We start from the raw sequence: 15,249 nt of genomic DNA, 5'->3' as shown, positions 1-15,249 counted from the left end.
ATCCCGACACAGGTCACCGCGAGTTCCCGAGGAGCGTAAGAGAAGATGACTACACCGTCCGAACTCGACCCCAAGCCCGCAACCGAAGCGACTCGGCTGGCAAATGCCCAGGTTCTCCGTGACCTCCCTTTCGACGACACTTTCGACTTCGAGTTGATTTCACGAGGTCTGGTGGCGCCGCTCATCGACGGTGGGTTGGTCAAGGGCGACAAAGGGCAGTTCATCTTCTCGTACGACGCTTACGGATTCGCCGACGGCGACGCTCCGGACACCGTCAACCCGAGTCTGTGGCGCCAAGCCACCTTGATGGGAAAGGGCGGCGGTCTCTTCAAGCTCGCCGATCGTCTGTACCAGGTGATCGGACAGGACTTGTCGAACACCACGATCATCGAGGGTGATACCGGGTTGATCATCGGTGACACCCTGATGTCCGCGGAAACAGCCGCTCTTGCGCTGGAGCTGTACTACCAGCACCGCCCCAAAGTTCCGGTCAAGGCAATCATCTTCACTCACTCCCACGGCGATCACTTCGGCGGAGTCAAAGGATTTGTCACCGACGAAGAGATCGAGTCCGGTGCCGTCAAAGTCTATGCACCGGACAGTTTCACGGAGGAAGCGATTTCCGAGAACGTACTTGCCGGCACGGCGATGACCCGTCGCGGAATGTACATGTACGGATCGTTCCTGCGCCCGGGTCCACAGGGGCAGGTATCCGGTGGTCTCGGATTGTCCACCTCGCACGGCACGTCGACGTTCGCCGTGCCGACCGACATCATTACCGAACCGGTACACGAAGAAGTGATCGACGGCGTGCGAGTGACCTTCATGCTTGCGCCGGGAACCGAAGCTCCGTCCGAAATGCTGTTCTACCTGCCTGATTTCAAAGCGCTCGGTTCGGCTGAGGACGTCACGCACACGATGCACAATCTGTACACGTTGCGCGGCGCCAAGACTCGCGATGCCAAGGCCTGGTCGCACTACGTCCGCCTGGCGATGGAGCTGTTCCCCGACGTCGAAATCATTTTCGCGCAGCATCATTGGCCTACGTGGGGCAACGGCAAGATATTGAAGCTCATGTCGGATCAGGCAGACCTGTACAAGTATCTCCACGACCAGACGTTGCGCCTTGCCAACAAGGGGCTGACACCGGTAGAGATTGCCGACCAGATCGAGGTTCCCGACGCTATCGGAAAGCAGTGGTACAACCGCGGGTACTACGGCTCGCTCAGTCACAACGTCAAAGCGATCTACACCTTCTATCTCGGTTGGTTCGACGGCGTTCCCGCTCACCTGAATCCTCATCCGCCGGTGGAGAACGGCAAACGCTACGTCGAAGCCGTCGGCGGGCCGGACGCGCTTCTGACCAAGGGTAAGCAGGCGTTCGACGACGGCGACTACCGCTGGGCAGCGGAGCTGGTGAACCATCTGGTGTTCGCCGATCCGAGTAACCAGAAAGCGCGAGAGTTGTTGGCGGACACGTACGAACAACTCGGCTACCAAGCCGAGAACGGTACGTGGCGCAACTTCTACCTGGTCGGAGCGATGGAACTGCGGCATCCGCTGGCGCCGATGCCGTCCAACAACCCCACCGGCCCGGCCGTTGTCGCGGTGATGCCACTCGAGCAGATGCTGGACTTCTGGGCAGTTCGCCTCGACGGTCCCAAAGCTGCCGACGTCGACCTGTCGTTGCGATTCGTGTTGTCGGACACTGCGGACAACGTCCTGGTCACAGTGCGCAACGGCGTGCTGAACTACGACACGGACAAGGCAGATGCTTCGGCCGCCCTGACTCTGACCTTGACCCGTGCCGTGTTCAACGAGGTGTATCTCGGAACGACCTCGCTCACCGAATCCATCAAGGCCGGAACGGCAAAAGCTGTGGGAGATCAGTCTGAACTGGAGACGTTCATCTCGCTGCTGGAGGACTTCGACCTGTGGTTCGATATCGTCACGCCGTGACAGGTGTGGAGAGTCACGCCGTGACAGGTGCGCCGATCGATGATCAGTGTTCGTGAATGATGACTCCGCGCATGATCTTTCCCGACTTCATGTCGTCGTAGCCCTGGTTGATGTCTTCGAGGCGGTACTCGGTGGTGACCATTTCGTCGAGCTTCAAGAGGCCGGCTTCGTAGAGGTTGAGTAGGCGGGGGATGTCGGCGCGAGGATTACATTCGCCGAACAGGCTTCCGCGGAGCTGTTTTTGGAACAGGGTCATTTCGGCGAGGTGCAACTGTGTGTCAGTGGCACCCATCGGTGAGACCGCTGTCAGGACTACGCGGCCACCCTTGCGGATCAGCCCGACCATCGGCTGGATCATGTCGCCGCTCGCCACCCCGACGGTCAGGATCGCGACGTCAGCCATGACGCCCCAGGTCAATTCGTTGACCAGCGTCATGGCTTCGTCGATCGACGAAGCAAAGTGTGTCGCTCCGAGAGTTTCGGCCATGGCCTTCTTGTCCGGCGAGATGTCGACTGCCACGATGTGCCTCGCGCCCGCGATCTTCGCCCCCTGGATGGCACTTCCGCCGATCCCGCCGATTCCGACGACGACCACGGAGTCGCCGGGCGAGACCTCTCCGGTGTTGACGGCAGATCCCCAACCGGTGGTGACTCCGCAGCCGACGAGGCAGGCCTTCTCCAGGGGAATCCATTTGTTGATCTTCACCACCGACGCTTCCGGTACAACCGTGTAGTTGCCGAAAGTGCCCAGAAGCGAGAAGGTTCCGACGTCGTGCCCGCGTGCTGCCGCGCGATACGTTCCGTCGACCTGCGCGCCGGCCATCAGAATGGCGCCGAGGTCGCAGAGGTTGCTCTGCCCGACTGCACACCAACGGCAGCGTCCACACGAGGGAATGAACGAGAGGACGACGTGATCGCCTACCTCGACGTCTCGCACGCCGGGGCCGATTTTCTCGACTATGCCCGCGCCTTCGTGGCCACCGATCACGGGGAGTGGCACTGCCAGATCACCGGTCACAGCATGATCGTCGGAGTGGCACATGCCGCTGGCAACCACTTTGATCAGGACTTCTCGTTCTTTCGGATCTGCGAGCTCGATCTCCTCGACACTCCACGGTGTGTTGTGATCCCACAGCACTGCGGCCTTCGCCTTCATCGACATTCCCTTCGAGCGTGCTTCGCGGCGCAGGGTCTTCTCGTCTGCTCCTGGACACATGCTGTCTCCCGTCGAGGGCCTCGGTCATGCATCTGCGCGCCACGGTCTGGTGTTTTCGCGCCGTGTCACCGACACTTGAAGTGAATATGCGATAACCTGAGGTATGGTCACCGTCGGGTCGGAACAGCAGGCTGCCGAGGGCATTCCTTTCGGTAGGGGTGGCCACTGGTGGGAGTCCCGTCTACGGGAGGAATTCATTCCGCTCGATGTGCAGGTATCCCGGTCGGATCTATGTGGGGGATTTACCGCATCGGTGGGGCGACGCTCGCTGGACGACTTCGGTCTCGTCGACCTCAGTTGTGATCCGTGCTCAGGAAAGCGAACATCAACTCAGGTATCCGACGCCACGGAAGACTGGGTGGTGCTGATCGCAATCCGTTCAGGACGCGAAGCGCTGACACGGGCAGGCGAAACGATTCTCGTGGGCGCTGGTGACGTGGTTCTGTGGGATACGCGCAATGAGGCCGAGTTCGAGGTGCTGGAGGCGATTCGTTCGATCAATTTGCTGATTCCTCGCTCAGCTCTGGCAGAGGTCTCTGGTCGAGCGTGGCCGGCTTTCGGCGGCGCACTGAATCGGGACTCACCGTCGGTACGGTTGTTGGTTTCCTATCTGTCGATGCTGGACGATTCGTTGGCCGAACTTCCTGAATCTGCGATATCAGCGGCAAGAAATGCCACCCTCGAACTGTTCGACGGGGCGGTGAGCCAAACCATCGGAACCGGCGACGCTGTCGGTTCCGTCGCGCTGCGCTTGTCGATCGATGCCTGGATCGACGGGCACCTGAGTGATCCGTCGTTGTCGTTGACCGCTGTTGCTGCCGCCCACGCGGTCTCGGCCCGGACGGTCCAGCGAGTCTTCGGCCAAACTGGCGAGACGTTCAACGGGACGATACGGGCGCGGCGCTTGGCCAGGGCGCGTGAGGAATTGCGCCGAACGAACGGCTCGATCACCTCGATCGCAACCCGATGGTGTTTCTCCGACGCGAGCCACTTCTCGCGACTGTTCAAAGAACGGTTCGGGACTTCTCCGGCAGCCTTCCGCTCTCGGAAAATGCAGAGCTGACGTCGCGGCTACTCGAAACGGGAAGGATCTCCCGCGCCGACGCGCACGATCTCGGGAACACCGGACGAATAGTCGACAACCGTGGTCGGTTCGGTACCGCAGTCACCCGAGTCGATGACGGCGTCGAGTTGGTGGTCGAGTTCTTCCTTGATCTGCCAGCCGTCCGTCATCGGTTCCTCGGCTCCGGGTAGCAGAAGAGTGCTGGAGAGTATCGGTTCACCCAACTCCTGCAGAAGTGCACGCACCACCGGGTGGCTGGGAATGCGCACCCCGACGGTCTTCTTCTTGGCATGTGCCAGCCGTCGCGGAACTTCCTTCGTGGCGGGAAGGATGAACGTGTATTGCCCCGGGGTAGCCGCTTTCACCGCGCGAAACGCCGAGTTGGTGACGTGGACGAAGTGCCCCAGCTGCGCGAAGTCGGCACAGACCAGCGTGAAGTGGTGATCCGACCGCAGGTGACGGATCTCGCGGATCCGATCGGTGCCCGAGTGATTGTCCATTCGGGCACCGAGGGCGTAGCAGGAATCAGTGGGATAGGCGATGACCGCGTCGTTGCGCAGCATTTCGACGATCTGGCTGATCGCGCGCGGCTGCGGGTTTTCGGGGTGAACGTCGAAGTATCGGGCCATCAACCCAGCTTAGTTCAGACCGCAGTTCACGAACGCCGTTCACCGTTCAGGCTGTGGTCGGCGAGCAATCCCGTCAGCTCTTCGGCGTAGGCGAGTTGCTTGCGTAAATGTATGCAGCTTTCTTCCGCCCGGGTATGGCAAGCGGTGACGAATTCGGTTGCGGCGGTTCGTGTTGACGAGTCCGAAGCTGCATCGCCGAGCACGGCCAGAGAATCGAGAAGTTGTCTCATTTCTTCGAGACTGAATCCGAGCGGCTTCATTCGTCGGATTACCAGTAGCCGTTGGACATCGGCCTCGGTGTAGAGGCGGAATCCTCCGGCGCTCCGCTCCGACGGAGTGACCAGCCCGACGTCGTCGTAATGACGGATCGTCTTGATCGACAGTTCGGTGCGTTCGGCAACCTGGCCGATCTGCATGTTCTGCTCCTGGCCCGCGGGTTCCACCTCAGACATCACTCCCACTTTCGTCGCGCTGGGCTTCCATCCTCTCAGTGACCGTCACCCAAGCGGCCCGACAGGCGCAGATGGCGCTCGGCCGAGGCGCCGTCGAGGCCCACGATCTCGACATTCTTGCCTCTGGTCGCGTACTTGGTGGTGATGGCGTCCAGAGTTGCCACGGTCGACGCGTCCCAGATATGAGACTCGGACAAATCGATGACAACGTTCTTCGGGTCGCCGGCATAGTCGAACTGGTAGATCAGATCGTTGCTCGACGCGAAGAAAAGCTCGCCTCGAACCGCATAGACGCGGGTGTCCGCGTCCGGGTGCGCGACGTCGATTACTTCGGTGAGGTGCGCGACGCGGCGCGCGAAGATCACCATCGCGGTGATCACTCCGACGATCACGCCGTAGGCGAGATTGTGGGTCGCGACGGTGACGGCCACGGTGACCAGCATGACCACCGTCTCACCGATCGGCATGCGGCGCAGGGTCTTCGGATTGATGCTGTGCCAATCGAAAGTGCCGACCGAGACCATGATCATGACGGCTACCAATGCGGCCATGGGAATCAATGCCACGACGTCACCCAGGCCGACCACGAGTATCAGCAGGAACACACCCGCCAGGAAGGTCGAGATCCGAGTGCGAGCACCGGAGACCTTGACGTTGATCATGGTCTGGCCGATCATCGCGCACCCTCCCATGCCTCCGAAGAAACCGGTGACGATGTTGGCGACGCCTTGACCCCACCCTTCGCGGGTCTTGTTCGAGTGGGTATCGGTGACGTCGTCGACGAGTTTGGCCGTCATCAACGATTCGAGAAGGCCGACGAGCGCCATGGCCAATGCGTACGGAGCAATGATCGACAGTGTGTGTGTATTCAGAGGGACGTCGGGAAACAGTAGCGTCGGCAGGCTCGACGGAAGTTCGCCCTCGTCGCCGACGTCGGGAACGTCGAAAGCGAAAACGACTGTGGCGGTGGTCAGTAGCACGATCGCCACCAGTGGAGCCGGGACGGCGTTCGTGAGTTTCGGCAGGAATACGAGGATCAGGAGGGCGACGGCCAGAAGTGGGTAGACGAGCCACGGAACATCGATCAGGTGGGGGAGTTGAGCGATGAAGATCAAGATTGCCAGTGCGTTGACGAATCCCACCATGACGCTGCGCGGAATGAAGCGCATCAACTTCGCGACTCCGAGGAGGCTCAACACGATCTGTAGAAGGCCGGCCAGGAGGACGGTCGCAATCAGATAGTCGATTCCGTATTCGCGAGTGAGTGGAGCGACGACCAGTGCGACTGCGCCCGTGGCCGCCGAGATCATGGCGGGTCGTCCGCCGACGACGGCGATGGTCACTGCCATCGTGAATGACGCGAACAAGCCCACACGGGGGTCGACACCGGCGATGATCGAGAATGATATCGCCTCGGGAATCAGCGCCAGTGCAACGACAAGTCCGGCCAAGACTTCGGTTTTGAGACGGCGAGGTGACCGGAGAGCGGCACGTACCGAATTGTCGTTGGTGGATGAAGTGATGGTTACTGTCATGAGATTCCGTCCTGACGAGGTGCTCATACCCTACCCTCCCGTAAGGGTAGAGTGTGGACGAAGGTGCGGCCGCGGTGCGACACGTCATTGAATTTGACTACGCTGCAAGGCCTTTCGTGCCGTATATATGCCCGGAATGGGAAACGCTCATGTTGGCGGTCAGCTGTGACGGCCAGTAACTCTTACCAATTGTTTACCTACTGTGTGGGTTTTGTTGATCGAAAACTGACTAATTCGGCCGGTGACTCCGTTACAGTTCGGCGGCAAACGTCAACCAGGTTGTTCCGAGAGGACATCATGTCAAAACGCTTACTGAACGCTGCGCTGCTCGCCGGTCTCCTTGCCGGTGGAACTGCGGTGGCCGTGATTCCGGCGGCCGCGGCGCCCGTTGCAGAAACCACGTCGACAACCTTTCAGGTAACGTGCCGCGCAGTTCCGAGTGCGTTCTCCGGTCCTTCTTCAGACGGAAAGCCTGCCACGGTACGGGTTTCAGCTCCTTCGGTCGTGGCACCGGGTCAAGTCTTCGACATCGACGTGGACCCGGGTAGCGTCCAGATCCCGAACGATGTGAGCGGCGCAAGTGTCAAGAAGATCTCGCGTCTGAAGATCGATCTGCCGATTCCGACCAACGCGGAGTTCGTCTCCGCGACAGTCACCGATCCGGGCAATGTCGTTGCCGGGAAACTCGCTTCGGTCATTCGCGTGAACGAAGACGGCACTCCCGCCCTCGACGGTCCGATACTCCGGTTGTCCGGCGCGAACGAGACAGTCGGAAACAGTCCGTCATCGTCGTCGGGCGCGCATGGCGGGCTCGCGATCAACGCCCAGTCCGGGGCCGAGACCAACATCGCTTTCCCGAAGATCAGAATCACCGTGAAGGCCGGGCCTTCCGGCGTTGTCGAAACCAACGTCCGGACTTCTGGTGCTGCAGGTACGTTCGGTGGACCGGAGTCGTTCTTGACCTTCCTCCCGCAGGTCAGTCACTGGCTCGCGGGAACCATCTGGGCGCCCACGTCCTGCTCACCTCGTGACAGTGAGACCGGCCCCCTCAACACCGGCGCCGGTGCATTGGCGTCGACGAGAATCGACGGGGATCTGGGACCTGTTGATCCAGGGCCCGGAGCCGACATCGTGACCACGCTCGAAGGACCGGCTACCGCCGCTACCGGCACCAAGGTGTCCTTTGCCGCTCACGTCGCGCCGGAAAACGCAACGGGAACAGTGCAGTTCATCGTCGACGGCAAGCCCGTCGGTGAGCCGCGACCGGTGGTTCGCGGAATTGCCCGCCTGGATATGACCTTCGGTAAGGCTGGAACCAAGTCCGTCACTGCGGTGTTCACCGCTACCGGCGCCGAGGCGACGTACACCTCGGCGGCGCACATTCTCACGGTGACCGGCGATACAACAGGTCCGGTCGATCCCAACCCGACCGATCCGGGCACCCCGGGTGGTTTCGGCAGCCTCGAGTCCGTTCTGCCTCAGTTGCCGACAGGTTCGCTCGGCGGCAAGTGATCACGGTCCTACTTCACCGCACCTTCGATGCCCGAGTCTTCTGAAAGGCAACACATGAACCCCCGTACCCTGGCTGCCTGCGCAGTCGTACCAGCTCTCGCCGCCGGACTCCTCGCTGTGTCCGCGCCGGTGGCAGCGGCCTCAGATGCCGTGACGCGAACAGTTTCCGTCGAACACAAGTGCCGGGTCGACGGCTTCACCGATTGGGACTGGTCGTTCTCCGACAACCTGGAGGTCACGGCGCCCCGGTCCGTGCGTCCCGGCGAAAAGTTCACCGTGAAACTCCATCCGGGCGTCATGCGTAGTTCGGATTCGGACACCGGTCGTATCAAGTACGACATCGCGCTTCCTCAAGGCGCAGAACTGATTTCGTACTCACTCGTCAGTGATTCGTCGTCCAACTTGACCGGCGAAACGGCGGTGCTGCTCCGTGTCGGCGCAGATGGAAATGTGAACCCCGCCGGTGAGTATTTGCGAATTACCGGCACCGGCAACAAGACCGTCAACGACGGGCCGAGCGCGAGCGACAACAAGCCCAAAGAAGGGCTGCAGGTCAAGGCCAACACCGACTTCCGCCTGCCGGCAGTCGAATTGACACTCACGGCTCGGTTGGATGAGGGCAACGCGACGACGCACCTGCGCGCCGGGGCGGCGAGCCCGGTTATCAAGATCAAAGACACGAGCATGAGTTTCGGTGAGTCTCGGTGGACCAATGCAGCTGGGTATTGTGTTGCTTCCGGTGACGGACGTGGCGCCCTTTCCACTACCGAGGTCTTCTCGACCAACCAGACCGAAACGACGGTCGACGTTGCACTCGAGGCACTGACCGGCGAAAACGTCAAGATCGCGGCGAGTATCGACCCGAATCCGGGTGAGGGAACAGTCGAGTTCTTCGACGGTGAAACGAAGATCGGCAGCGCCGCAGTCGATTCGAATGGTCACGCAGAACTGGTCTGGCCGTTCCGCGACCAGGGTGAACATCGCATCACCGCAAAGTTTCTGGGTACCAAGAAGTTCAGCGCCTCGGAGTCCGTGGACAAGACCGTGACCGTCACCGTGCCTGGTGTCGTCGTCGTGGAGCCGGTGGATCCGACGGATCCGGAAACACCGGGCGGAACCGGAAGCCTCGGGGACATCTTCTCGAAGCTTCCGACAGGCTCACTCGGGGGCTGAGTCACTCAAACAGCAGGGGAGCGTCGACGTTTCGGCTCGAATACGGGTGTGTGATCGAATACTGGAATGACAGGTTCGAATCATGCCGAGAGCCGCAACGCCGGCGTTCCCTGTTTTTCTCGAGGGGAGTCTCCGTCACGGAAACCGGGCCAGAACCACAAAAGGTAGCTCACCAAAACTTGTGTCCTTTTACTACCGTTAGTTGAAGAACTGCGCGAACCGCGGGTTCTTACATCAACAAGCCTTCGAACTCGCCGCTGCGGTTCAGGTATGAACAAGGTAGGGAAAATGCGCAAGGTTGGTTTGCTCGCGTCCGCTGCGGTAGTAGCTGTCAGTGTGGCAATGATCGGGACATCTACGGCCTCAGCAGCGCCGGGAAACATTCCCGGTCACGGGCTGTTCGACGTGCCGTGGGAGGTGTTGCCCGGGACCTACACGACCTCCGGACCCGAATCGGCTGACATGCCATGCATTTATGGCCGAGCAAAAGTTGACGGCGACGGTGAAGTGAATGTCCTCGAGTTCGAAAGCACCCTCGGACCGGCGACGGTCACGATTCTCTTGACGGATTCTCGCTTCACCACCGCATATTGCGCTGATTGGAAGAGAGTGTCGTCAATCGGATCATTGGATCTCGGATCACTTTTCGGGTCCTAGACGTCTCCGCTCCATGTCCGGGCGGCCTTATGGCTGTTCTCGCTATCTCGATAAACGCTCGGCTCGCGGATACGCTCGTTCGTCTCGAGTTTCCGACCACTCGTCGCATGAGTCCATGACCAGGGACTTTAGCCCTCGGTAATTACCTACCAATCGGTATATTCTGCGAAGGTACGGACTTCGTGAACCGATGTGAGTTGGCTCCGGGGGACGTGCCGGCCTCGCAGGACCGCCCGCAAAGTCAGCCCGGTGAGGCCACCGGAGTTCGCGTATTTCGACAGTTTGCCGCTGGGTCCGTCCGCTACGAGGGGAGCGGACGGACCTGACGGCACGAGAGAGTGCCATGCCTGAACGTGGTCAAAGCAGAGTGGACGCGGGGATCATTGCGGTCGTCGCAGTCACCACCGGCGCGTTCGTCGCACTGACCGGTCACGGTCTGGTTGCAGCGCTGGCCACCGTGGTGGGCCTCGCGCTCGGAATGGCGATTGTGCGGTATCTGATCAAAGGTCGCTGATCAGAGTCCGCTGATCAAAGCAAGAGTTCAGCAGGTCGCGAGAATGTCTGCGATGGTGTCGTGTTCGGCTTGGGTGACCCACAAACCGTATGCGGCTTTCACTTCCACTTGAGCAGTCACGTACTGGCAGCGGTAGGCCTTGTTGGGTGGCAGCCACGACGCTGCGTCGGAATCCGACTTCTTCTGGTTGGTGGGTCCGTCGACAGCGCGTAGGTTTCGCGGGTCGTTCGCGAGATTTGTTCGCGTCTGGGTGTCCAGCTGCTGCGCGCCCTTCTGCCAGGCATCCGAGAGTGCGACTACATGGTCGATCTGCACTGCCGAAGACGTGTCCTGGCCGCGGGTGAAGGCGATGGTCTTGTTCGTGTACGGGTCACGGAGCGTACCGGTTTGGACCGAGCAGCTTTTGGAGCCGTCCTTGAATGTCAGGTCGGTGAGGTCGCGGCGAAGAATGTCATTGCGTGTTATCTCTAGCGCCGTATCAAGAGAAAGGCACGGTAGGCACGGCGTGTCGGTCGCCCTGTCCCTCATGGTTATCCAATAGCGTCTATGCCACAGGTGGGACAGCCATAGGAGTGGCGATGTCGTGTGCTGTAGAGAAGGTCATTTCACCGACGACAGGGCAGTCGGGTTGGGTGATCGTGGACGTAGTATCCATGCGCCCGGTCGCAGAGGCTTCCGAGTGGGTGCTGTTCATGCAAGGCGCCGGAAGGTCACCGCAGACAGTCCGCGCATACGTTCCTCGGGTCTGTTGGTTCTTGAACTGGATCGCTGGTCGTGGACTGGATTGGCACGAGATTCGTGTAGGTGAACTCACTCGTTTCAAATTCGCCGTCGAACACACCCCGACCGTCCACCACCGGCTGCGTTCCGGCCGCTCGGTCAACGCAGTGATGACCGCTGTCGTCGAATTCCTCCGGTTCTGCGGAATGCGTGGATTGGTCTCCGCAGATGTTGTTTCTGGCCTGTCCCAGCCCAAGTATCTCGCCCACACGCCCCGCGGTTTCCACGAAGGTGAATCCGGTCAGCATCGGCTGATTCGTGCCAGAACACTCAAAGCAGCGGAAGTCGTAAAGCCTCCGGAAATCATTACTGAAGAACAGTTTTCGCATGCTCTGAACTCCGCGAACACCGAACGCGACCGTTTTCTGGTCCTGTTGCTGGTTCGTTCTGGACTCCGAATCGGGGAGGCGTTGGGTTCGCGTCGTAGCGACCTGCATTTCCTTCCGACCTCGGCGCATCTGGGATGCCAGGAACGTGGCCCTCATGTTCATGTTGTTCGGCGTGAAGGCAATCCGAACGGTGCCCGCGCTAAAGGACGTTCCCGAGTCGTACCGGTCAGCGCCGAGGTGGTCACGCAGTATCGCGAGTACCTTCTCGAACGAGACAGCATGCCCACCGCAATGAACTCGGACTTCGTGTTCGTCAATCTTCTCGGGCATCATGCCGGTTCGCCGATGTCGTATTCGAACGCAAAGCAGATTGTGGAAAGGATCGGCAACCGTGCCGGTTTCCGGTTGCGGCCCCACATGTTCAGGCATACGGCAGCCACGACCTGGACACGCAACGGCACCGGCATCGACGTGGTTCAGTCGTTGCTCGGTCATGTGAGCCGAGCATCGACCGCGATCTATCAACACCCCGACGCGGAGGACTTGAGGGCGGCAGTGGAAAGAGTGGGCATATGAGCATCACCGCTCTACCCGTCGAGTCGAGAGTCCTCTCGCCCGGGAACGATCAGACCTGGGAAGCGTGGTTGATCGAACGGATCGACCCGCAATGGCGAGTCGCGGAATGGGATTCACGCCGACAGGTATTCACCGGAGACGTCGACAATGAAATGACAGCGGTCTATCTGTGCCGCGTCGACCGATGCATGACGGTCGTGGAAATCTTCGACCGCCGTTGCAGGCGGTGCGAGCGTCACCGCAGGCTCAACGCGGCAACGCCTGCATTTTTCGACCGCACTTTCGACCCCGATTCGGTTCCGCGAAGAGATCAAAAGGCCTTTCCGAAGGCCGATTTCGATCTCAGTGAGATGAACGGAACAGTTGCGGCGGAGATCATTTACGGAGCGCAGCAACGTGACCGTGATCAGATCATCCTGGTTCCGATGCGAATCCGCAGCATAGTTTCCCATCTCCCACCGAATTGCCGCTCACTGCTCGAGGTCGCCGGAAATGACCAGTTCGAGAAGGCACTCGGGGCCGCAGCAGGTGGGGTGTTCCGGTCGTTGGTCACACATCTGCAGCGGGCGCTCGTCGTGTACTCCGGCACTGATCCCACCATGGCCGACGTGTGGAAACCTGCCGTCGTGGGCCTGCAAGCTGCTCCGGACCGGCGATACAGTGCGGTCGGTGGCGTCGTGGACTTCCGAGAGATCAGGCAGCGATGGCTTCGGGAGATCACCAAACAATTCGGGCGCGAAGTACGCCCACCTGTGACGACACTGCGGCACACCGTTCATGCCGCCGAAATCGCCTCGCGGCAACTCTCGCTGCGCGCGAATGGTGATCACCCCGAACTACTCGACCACGGTGACATGAGTGCTGTCGTCGAGGGTTTCCGCACCAGCGCCGATCGAGAGGGCAAGCCCCATTCCTTCACCCACCGAAGATCATTGCTCGGGTGGTGGCGCCGACTTCTCGACTTCTCACGCCGCACAGGCGCAATGGACGACATTCCCGGCTCCTTCGCACTCGATCTGCGTTCGCACACCATCGCCCAGGTCGAGACCAGCGAGGACGACTTCGGCCGCACGATTCCCGAACATGTCATCGCACAACTCGATCGACACCTCGAGCTGCTCGGCACTCACTCCACGTACTCCGCACCGGGTTGGAACCCTGACGACTACGCCATGATGTATCAGACGGCCTATCAGATCATCCGCGACACCGGTCGACGCCCGAGTGAGATCGTCGGGCTCAAACGCTCATGCCTGGACTGGGTCGACGACAAGCCCACACTCGTCTACGACAACCGTAAACGTCGCAGAATGGGACGTAGATTGCCGATCAGCACTGCAACGGCAACCGTGATCGAACAATGGCTCGACCACCTCCAATCGCTGTCCGTTCCGGACACACTGTGTGACTGGCTCTTTCCCACGCCGGGAACCCGCAACAACATTCGCCGCGGGCACTTGAGCGCTGCGCAGTTCGGGTCCCGGGCCTTCGCGATTTGGATCGATGTAATCCCGGAGCTTGTCGACGAACGACTCGACGAGGACGGAAACCCGGTTCTTTACGACAGATCGATGATCACTCCTTATGGATTGCGGCATTCCTACGCTCAGCGGCACGCTGACAACGGGACACCGGTGGACGTCCTACGCGAATTGATGGACCATCGCAGCGTCGACACGACCATGGGATATTTCTCCGTCACACTCAAACGTAAACGCCAAGCCACCGAGGAGATTTCGAAGTTCGCAATCGACCGGCACGGACGACCGGCGGGATTCACGTCGGTAACGGAGTACGAGCGACAGTCGGTGGCCGTCCCCTTCGGAAACTGCACCGAACCCTCGAACATCAAAGCCGGCGGCCAACACTGCCCGATCCGATTCCAGTGCGCAGGATGCTCCTTCTACCGACCGGACCCGTCCTACCGGCCCGCAATCGAGCAGCATCTCGCAGAGCTACGCACCGACAAAGAAACTGCAATCGCCACCGACTCCGCGTCGTGGGTGATCACCAACTTCGACGCCCAAATTCACGCGTTCACGGACGTCATCTCGTCAATGGACGCAATGCTCGCCGACCTGCCCGCAGACCAGCGCGCGGCCATCGACGACGCCTCCCGCGAACTGAGGAAAGCGAGGACCGCAGCAGCCTTCATCCCGCTCGAGTCCGTAACCACACACACGAACAAGGGCGAACAGCCATGACTGCCGATGACCGTGACATACGAACCCAACGACTCATCGCCTCTCGCCGACGTGACAGCGCTGACAAACTACGCAGAACGCTGACAGTCATCGCCGATCTCTCATCCACTGGCGAACGTATCAACATCAGCGAAATCTCTCGCCGCGCAGGAGTTTCCCCGTGGTTCATCTACAACACCGTAGCAATTCGAACCGCGGTCGAACGCGCCACCGAAGAGCACTCCCACACCGAAACCAGAAGCAGTGCCGGACGCACGTCCGCCACGGCAGACAGTCTTCACACCGAACTGTTGATGGCACGTGAGGAAGTCCGGGCACTACGTGAAGATCGCGGCAAGCTCGTGAGAAAGGTTCAACTACTGCTCGGGGGCCAACTTGAACACGTCCCCCAGGAAAAGTTGCTCTCTCGTATTCACGACCTCGAACGGATCGCAGCCGACCTACGTTCGGAGGGGGAATCCGAACGTCGTCGCGCCGATGCCATGTCAGTCCAATTGGACGAACTTCAGGACGAGCTCACCGCAGCACGTGTTGCACTCAAACGGATGGTTCAGAGCGCCTCTCCAGCCCGTCGAACCGCCAATACATAGGTACACCGAATCGGACATGAACTAGAAAAACTAGAAAACATTAATGGTGCCGATGCTTGG

At 60.3% G+C, this 15,249-nt stretch carries 13 protein-coding genes and 1 pseudogene; 9 read left to right on the top strand and 5 right to left on the bottom strand.

The features are described 5' to 3' along the window. Nucleotides 1–45: 45 nt before the first annotated feature. On the top strand, nt 46–1,959 hold the full coding sequence (locus I7X09_RS21375) for an alkyl/aryl-sulfatase (protein ID WP_200313562.1): 1,914 nt from the start codon (nt 46–48) through the stop codon (nt 1,957–1,959). Nucleotides 1,960–2,002: 43 nt separating this feature from the next. Here the strand turns inward: I7X09_RS21375 and I7X09_RS21370 are convergent, their stop codons facing one another. Then, nucleotides 2,003–3,115, bottom strand: a complete 1,113-nt coding sequence (locus I7X09_RS21370) for an NDMA-dependent alcohol dehydrogenase (RefSeq protein WP_200317991.1) — start codon at nt 3,113–3,115, stop codon at nt 2,003–2,005. Between the two features lie 163 nt (nt 3,116–3,278). Between I7X09_RS21370 and I7X09_RS21365 the strand changes: the two genes are divergently transcribed. Beyond that, nucleotides 3,279–4,238 (top strand): helix-turn-helix domain-containing protein, encoded by a 960-nt coding sequence (locus I7X09_RS21365; protein ID WP_200313560.1) that lies wholly within the window; start codon nt 3,279–3,281, stop codon nt 4,236–4,238. Between the two features lie 8 nt (nt 4,239–4,246). Here the strand turns inward: I7X09_RS21365 and I7X09_RS21360 are convergent, their stop codons facing one another. The 3 genes from I7X09_RS21360 to I7X09_RS21350 are packed head-to-tail and all read right to left on the bottom strand — an operon-like array spanning nt 4,247 to nt 6,854. Beyond that, nucleotides 4,247–4,867 (bottom strand): L-threonylcarbamoyladenylate synthase, encoded by a 621-nt coding sequence (locus I7X09_RS21360; protein ID WP_003945756.1) that lies wholly within the window; start codon nt 4,865–4,867, stop codon nt 4,247–4,249. A 26-nt stretch (nt 4,868–4,893) separates the two neighbouring features. After that, on the bottom strand, nt 4,894–5,319 hold the full coding sequence (locus tag I7X09_RS21355) for a MerR family transcriptional regulator (RefSeq protein ID WP_200313558.1): 426 nt from the start codon (nt 5,317–5,319) through the stop codon (nt 4,894–4,896). A 35-nt stretch (nt 5,320–5,354) separates the two neighbouring features. Then, entirely contained in the window at nt 5,355–6,854 is a 1,500-nt protein-coding gene (locus I7X09_RS21350) for a SulP family inorganic anion transporter (RefSeq protein WP_200313556.1), read from the bottom strand. A 297-nt stretch (nt 6,855–7,151) separates the two neighbouring features. On the opposite strand from I7X09_RS21350, the gene I7X09_RS21345 reads away from it, so the two are divergent. The 4 genes from I7X09_RS21345 to I7X09_RS21330 all read left to right on the top strand — a co-directional run bounded on the left by I7X09_RS21345 (nt 7,152) and on the right by I7X09_RS21330 (nt 10,710). Next, on the top strand, nt 7,152–8,366 hold the full coding sequence (locus I7X09_RS21345; protein WP_200313554.1) for an Ig-like domain-containing protein: 1,215 nt from the start codon (nt 7,152–7,154) through the stop codon (nt 8,364–8,366). 54 nt (nt 8,367–8,420) lie between these two features. Further along, nucleotides 8,421–9,539, top strand: a complete 1,119-nt coding sequence (locus I7X09_RS21340; protein ID WP_200313552.1) for an Ig-like domain-containing protein — start codon at nt 8,421–8,423, stop codon at nt 9,537–9,539. A 288-nt stretch (nt 9,540–9,827) separates the two neighbouring features. After that, complete coding sequence (locus tag I7X09_RS21335; RefSeq protein ID WP_234036660.1) at nt 9,828–10,196, top strand: hypothetical protein; 369 nt, start codon at nt 9,828–9,830, stop codon at nt 10,194–10,196. A gap of 343 nt (nt 10,197–10,539) precedes the next feature. Then, nucleotides 10,540–10,710 (top strand): hypothetical protein, encoded by a 171-nt coding sequence (locus tag I7X09_RS21330; protein ID WP_166811684.1) that lies wholly within the window; start codon nt 10,540–10,542, stop codon nt 10,708–10,710. Nucleotides 10,711–10,740: 30 nt separating this feature from the next. On the opposite strand, the pseudogene I7X09_RS21325 reads toward I7X09_RS21330, so the two are convergent. Continuing rightward, nucleotides 10,741–11,172: pseudogene (locus I7X09_RS21325) on the bottom strand (HNH endonuclease family protein); the annotation flags it as partial. Nucleotides 11,173–11,288: 116 nt separating this feature from the next. Between I7X09_RS21325 and I7X09_RS21320 the strand changes: the two are divergent. Genes I7X09_RS21320 through I7X09_RS21310 form a run of 3 tightly spaced genes read left to right on the top strand, consistent with a single transcriptional unit; the run spans nt 11,289 to nt 15,189 of the window. After that, nucleotides 11,289–12,395: a tyrosine-type recombinase/integrase gene (locus I7X09_RS21320; RefSeq protein ID WP_200313550.1), complete on the top strand. Its 1,107-nt coding sequence runs from the start codon at nt 11,289–11,291 to the stop codon at nt 12,393–12,395. Then, entirely contained in the window at nt 12,392–14,599 is a 2,208-nt protein-coding gene (locus tag I7X09_RS21315; protein ID WP_200313548.1) for a tyrosine-type recombinase/integrase, read from the top strand. The genes I7X09_RS21320 and I7X09_RS21315 overlap by 4 nt, the downstream gene beginning before the upstream one ends. Next, nucleotides 14,596–15,189, top strand: a complete 594-nt coding sequence (locus I7X09_RS21310; protein ID WP_200313546.1) for a DUF6262 family protein — start codon at nt 14,596–14,598, stop codon at nt 15,187–15,189. The genes I7X09_RS21315 and I7X09_RS21310 overlap by 4 nt, the downstream gene beginning before the upstream one ends. Nucleotides 15,190–15,249: the final 60 nt, after the last annotated feature.

It is taken from the genome of Rhodococcus sp. P-2 (genome assembly GCF_016598535.1).
Lineage (GTDB): Bacteria > Actinomycetota > Actinomycetes > Mycobacteriales > Mycobacteriaceae > Rhodococcus_F > Rhodococcus_F baikonurensis.
This window is presented reverse-complemented; position numbering and strand designations above follow the sequence as displayed.

What these genes read in the sequence shown, in the direction of transcription:
- I7X09_RS21345 (WP_200313554.1), top strand. Translation starts at nt 7,152, where the DNA reads ATGTCAAAACGCTTACTGAACGCTGCGCTGCTCGCCGGTCTCCTTGCC.
- I7X09_RS21315 (WP_200313548.1), top strand. Translation starts at nt 12,392, where the DNA reads ATGAGCATCACCGCTCTACCCGTCGAGTCGAGAGTCCTCTCGCCCGGG.
- I7X09_RS21350 (WP_200313556.1), bottom strand. Translation starts at nt 6,854, where the DNA reads ATGACAGTAACCATCACTTCATCCACCAACGACAATTCGGTACGTGCC.
- I7X09_RS21375 (WP_200313562.1), top strand. Translation starts at nt 46, where the DNA reads ATGACTACACCGTCCGAACTCGACCCCAAGCCCGCAACCGAAGCGACT.
- I7X09_RS21355 (WP_200313558.1), bottom strand. Translation starts at nt 5,319, where the DNA reads ATGTCTGAGGTGGAACCCGCGGGCCAGGAGCAGAACATGCAGATCGGC.
- I7X09_RS21340 (WP_200313552.1), top strand. Translation starts at nt 8,421, where the DNA reads ATGAACCCCCGTACCCTGGCTGCCTGCGCAGTCGTACCAGCTCTCGCC.
- I7X09_RS21335 (WP_234036660.1), top strand. Translation starts at nt 9,828, where the DNA reads ATGCGCAAGGTTGGTTTGCTCGCGTCCGCTGCGGTAGTAGCTGTCAGT.
- I7X09_RS21365 (WP_200313560.1), top strand. Translation starts at nt 3,279, where the DNA reads ATGGTCACCGTCGGGTCGGAACAGCAGGCTGCCGAGGGCATTCCTTTC.
- I7X09_RS21330 (WP_166811684.1), top strand. Translation starts at nt 10,540, where the DNA reads ATGCCTGAACGTGGTCAAAGCAGAGTGGACGCGGGGATCATTGCGGTC.
- I7X09_RS21310 (WP_200313546.1), top strand. Translation starts at nt 14,596, where the DNA reads ATGACTGCCGATGACCGTGACATACGAACCCAACGACTCATCGCCTCT.
- I7X09_RS21320 (WP_200313550.1), top strand. Translation starts at nt 11,289, where the DNA reads ATGTCGTGTGCTGTAGAGAAGGTCATTTCACCGACGACAGGGCAGTCG.
- I7X09_RS21370 (WP_200317991.1), bottom strand. Translation starts at nt 3,115, where the DNA reads ATGAAGGCGAAGGCCGCAGTGCTGTGGGATCACAACACACCGTGGAGT.
- I7X09_RS21360 (WP_003945756.1), bottom strand. Translation starts at nt 4,867, where the DNA reads ATGGCCCGATACTTCGACGTTCACCCCGAAAACCCGCAGCCGCGCGCG.